This window comes from Streptomyces sp. NPDC004658 (assembly GCF_040609555.1).
In the GTDB taxonomy this organism is placed as follows: Bacteria; Actinomycetota; Actinomycetes; order Streptomycetales; family Streptomycetaceae; genus Streptomyces.
Genome location: NZ_JBEXKG010000312.1, coordinates 1 through 4,162, shown reverse-complemented (window position 1 = coordinate 4,162; position 4,162 = coordinate 1). Strand labels below are relative to the sequence as shown.

Here is a 4,162-nt window from a genome sequence, read left to right as displayed (position 1 = left end):
CGGGCGGCGGTGCGCAGCCCGGCCGTGTCGCCCGGCCCGGCGTCGTCGAGCTGCCGGGCGAAGGCGCGGGCCTCCTGGGCCGAGGGCGTGGCCAGGCGGACCCCGGGGACGGGGGGCCGGCCGCGCACGTGCGGGTCCCAGACGACGGGGGCCGCCGTGTGCGTGAGGGCGTCCCGCAGGACGTCGGCGGTACCGCGGCCGTAGTCGGCGACGAGGACGCCCCCGGCCGCCGCGATCGTGGACACCGCCTCCCGGGTCGCCTCGCGGGCCCGGCCCTCGCCGTCGTCGAGGCGCAGCAGCGGCCGGTCCCCGGCCAGGACGCGGGTCTTGCTGCTCAGCGTGCCCTCCAGCGGCACCTCGACCAGGCCGACCCGGCCGGCCAGCAGCTCCCGGAGGGTGTCGCTGGCGGTGTCGTCGCCGAGGGCGGTGACGAGGGTGACGGGCCGTCCGTCGGCCGCCGCGAGGCAGGCGGCGAGGGCGGCGCCGCCCGGCCGGGAGCTGCGCCGGGTGCCGTGCACGACGGGGACGGGCGCGTCCGGGGCCAGCCGCTCGGCCCGGCCGCACAGGTCGTGGTCGAGCAGGGCGTCGCCGACGACGACCAGGGGGGTCTGCGAGGCGGTCATGTGTGTCCCTTCCTGGGGGCTACGGGCGCGCCGGGCGCGGTCCGGCCGACGGTGCGGGCGCGGCCGACGAGCCGTCCGACGACACCGGGTCTGCCGTCGGCGTCCGGCCGGCCGTCGAGACCCCGCCGACCGTCGACGAAGCGCTCGCCCCCGGGTCCGCCCCCGGCGTCCGTCCGGTCGTCGGCGCCGGTGGCCGTCACCCCGTGGTCGGCCTCCCCGCGTTCGACGGCCTGGTCGAAGGCCTCGCAGAGCATGTGGACGGCGACCAGGTGCAGTTCCTGGACGGTGGCGGCGACGGGGGCGTCGACGCACAGCGTCTCGTCCGCGCCCAGTTGCAGCGGGTTGGGGGCCCGTCCGGTCAGCGCCCACACCGTCATCCCGAGCCGGTGCGCCCGGTCGGCGGCGGCCAGCAGGTTGGCGCTGGCGCCGCTGGTGGACAGCAGCAGGAGCACGTCGCCGGGGCGGCCGTGCGCGGCGGTCTGGCGGGCGAAGACCTCCTGGACGCCGTAGTCGTTGGCGATCGCCGTGGTGGAGGAGGTGTCGGCGTGCAGGGCGACCGCGGAGAACGGCGGCCGGTCGTCGCGGTAGCGGCCGACGAGTTCGGCGGTCAGGTGCTGGGCCTGGGCGGCGCTGCCGCCGTTTCCCGCGACGAGCAGGCGGGCGCCCGCGCCCAGCCGCCGGGCGAGTTCGGTGCCCCAGCGCTCGATGAGCGGGCCGTGGTCGCGGAACGCCTCCAGTGCCTTGGCGAGGTCGTCGCAGTGCGTGGTGGCGGTGGCGGTCTTGTCGTGCGCCGTGTCGGTGACGCTCTTCGCCGGACTCTTCATCGGACCACTCCCGAGAGCGAGCGGATGGAGGACATGGCGCCGTACACCCCGGCCACGCCGTCGGCCACCCGGTCCCAGGTGTAGTGGCTGAGCACCCGGGCACGGCCGGCGGCTCCGTAGCGGGCGAGCCGGTCGGGGTCGGCGAGGAGGGCGCGGACGACCGCGCCGAGGTCGTAGTCGTCGTCGGCCGGGACCAGGACGCCCGTGGTGCCGTCCACGACCGTGTCGAGCTGGCCGCCGACGGCGGTGGCGACGACCGGCGTGGCGCAGGCCATGGCCTCCAGCGGGACGATGCCGAACGGTTCGTACCGGGGCAGCGACAGCACCAGGTCGGCGCTGGACATCAGCCGGGGCATGCGGGCCCGGCTGACCCCGCCGAGCAGGGTGACCCGGTCCGAGACGCCGTACTCGCCGGCGATGCCGTAGAGGCGTTCTGCCTCGGGTTCGGTGCCGAGCAGGTCGGCCTCCGGGCCGCCCGCGATGAGGAGTTCGGCGTCGGGGACGCCGGCCAGGGCGCGGATGGCGCGGTCGAATCCCTTGCGGGGGACGAGCCGGCCCACGGCGAGCAGCCGCCTGCGGGCGCCGGACGGGCGGGTGCGGGCGACGGGGGCGAACTGGTCGGGGTCGACGCCGCACGGCACGACGCTGATCCGGTCCTCCGGCAGCCCCATGGCCTTCAGTTCGGCCACCTCGTCGCTGCACGTGGCGATGATCCGGGCGCACTCGTGGCCGACGGCCTCCTCGATGGCGAGGCGCTGCGGCGGACTGGTGTCGGCGGCACCCTGGTAGCGCTTCTTCACCGTGCCCAGCGCGTGGTAGGTCTGCACGACCGGGATGCCGAGGTCGCGGGCGCCGGCCAGGGCGGCGAGCCCCGACATCCAGAAGTGGGCGTGCACCACGTCGGGCGGGCTCTTGGCCCACTGGCGGGCCAGGAAGTTCCCGAAGTCGGTCATGTGGGGCAGGAGTTCGTCCTTGGGGACGGGCGCGGGCGGCCCGGCGGGCACGTGCACCACCTGCACGCCGTCGATGAGGGTCACCCGGTCCGGCAGGCCCGCCGAGTCCCGCCGGGTGTACACCGTGACCCGGTATCCCTTTCTGGCGAGCTGCCGGGCGACCTGCGCCACGTACACGTTCTGGCCGCCCGCGTCCGGCCCGCCGAGCGCGGCCAGGGGGCTGGCGTGCTCGGAGACCATGGCGACGCGCCCGGCGGTGTGCGGAATGCGGCTCATCGGGTGACCTCCTTGATCAGGCGCTCCCAGTCGTCCAGGAAGCGCCGCTCTCCGTAGCGGGCCCGGGCCGCGGCCCGGGCGGCCGCGCCGGTGCGGCGGGCCTGCTCGGGGTCGGCGAGGAAGGCCCGTACGGCGTCCTCCAGGACGTCGAGACGGTTCGAGACCACCCCTGCGCCCTCGGGTATCGCCTCCCGGGCCTCGGTGGTGTCCAGGGCGACCACCGGCATGCCGAGGAACATGGCCTCCAGCAGGGACAGACCGAGCGAGGTCCAGCGCACGGGGTGCAGATAGACCCGGCACCGGGCCATCTCCCGGTGCAGCTCGTGCTGCGGCAGGTCCCGGGTACGGCAGCGTTCGGGCGGCAGGCCGAGGTGCTCGGCGAGTCCTTCGGTGCGCATGCCGAAGACGTCCAGGGGGGCGGACCGGGCGAACCGGGGCAGCAGGTCGGTGCCGGTGGTACGGCCCCTGCGCACGGGTTCGTTGACCACGACGGCCGCGCGCCGCTCGGTGCCCGTGTAGAGCGGGCCGGGGTCGATGATGCCGTGCTCGACGACCTCGGCCGGGGCCTGGCCGTTGTCCCACATCAGCCGGTTGAAGTGGGTGACGTGCACGACGGGGATCCGCGACTGCCCGGCCAGCGGGTGGAGCTGGCGTTCCGGTGACGCGTCCGGGCTGTTGTGCTCGACGTACACGGCGGGGACGTCCACGCCGGGCCGGCGGCCGGTCCAGCGGAGGGCGAGGTCGAGTTCGTGCGGGCGTTGCAGGACCATCAGGTCGATGTCGCAGTCCCGCAGTTCCTCCGGGGTGCGTTCCCGCACGGTCGCGGGCCAGTTCCAGGTCACGGCCCGGCCGAGTCCGTCGGGTCCGCGGTCGTCGGTGACCGGGACGAGGTAGGTGTGCGGGCCCTGCACGAAGGCGGTGAGCCAGGATCCGTGCACGTGCCAGACGAGGATGTTCATGACTGCCGCTCCTGGATGAGCTTGTGCACCGCGCGCACCACGTCCTGTCCGGTCACCTCGTCCAGACAGGGGTGGCCGGGCACCGGGCAGGTGAGGGCCCGGGTGTCCGCGCAGGGCGCCGACTGGTCGCCGAGCAGGATGACGGGGACGCCGTACGGCGCCCAGCGCTCGGCGGGTACGACGGGGGCGAACAGCGAGACGACCGGGGTGCCGACCGCGGCGGCGAGGTGGGCGGGGCCGGTGTTGGCGCTGATCACGACGTCGGCCATGCGCAGGACGCCGGCGAGGGTGCGCGGGGAGGTCCGGCCGCCGAGGTCCACGGCCAGATCCCCGCCGACCCGCCGGGTGAGGCCGGTCTCCTCGGGGCCGCCGGTGACGACGACGCGGTGCCCGGCGTCGGTGAGCAGCGCCACCGCCTCGGCGCAGCGGGAGGGCTCGCTGGGCGACCGCTACGGCCGCCGGAAGGTCTTCGTCCTCGGGGTCGTCTGGTTCGCGGCGGCCTCCCTGCTGTGCGGCCTGGCCCCCAC

The 4,162-nt window shown here is 75.9% G+C and carries 4 protein-coding genes and 1 pseudogene; all 5 read right to left on the bottom strand.

Features of this window, described 5'->3' with window-relative positions; all coding sequences use genetic code 11:
• A partial coding sequence (locus ABZV94_RS40505; RefSeq protein ID WP_356349943.1) for a PfkB family carbohydrate kinase occupies nucleotides 1-623 on the bottom strand: 623 nt, incomplete at its 3' end.
• Nucleotides 620-1,447, bottom strand: a complete 828-nt coding sequence (locus ABZV94_RS40500; RefSeq protein WP_356349941.1) for an SIS domain-containing protein — start codon at nucleotides 1,445-1,447, stop codon at nucleotides 620-622. The genes ABZV94_RS40500 and ABZV94_RS40505, both read right to left, overlap by 4 nt.
• The gene (locus tag ABZV94_RS40495) at nucleotides 1,444-2,676 is read right to left on the bottom strand and encodes a glycosyltransferase (RefSeq protein WP_356349939.1); all 1,233 of its coding nucleotides are present in this window, start codon (nucleotides 2,674-2,676) and stop codon (nucleotides 1,444-1,446) included. Before ABZV94_RS40495 ends, ABZV94_RS40500 begins: the two co-directional genes overlap by 4 nt.
• Entirely contained in the window at nucleotides 2,673-3,635 is a 963-nt protein-coding gene (locus ABZV94_RS40490; RefSeq protein WP_356349936.1) for a glycosyltransferase, read from the bottom strand. Before ABZV94_RS40490 ends, ABZV94_RS40495 begins: the two co-directional genes overlap by 4 nt.
• Nucleotides 3,632-4,063: pseudogene (locus tag ABZV94_RS40485) on the bottom strand (glycosyltransferase family 9 protein); the annotation flags it as partial. The gene ABZV94_RS40490 and the pseudogene ABZV94_RS40485, both read right to left, overlap by 4 nt.
• Nucleotides 4,064-4,162 lie beyond the last annotated feature (99 nt).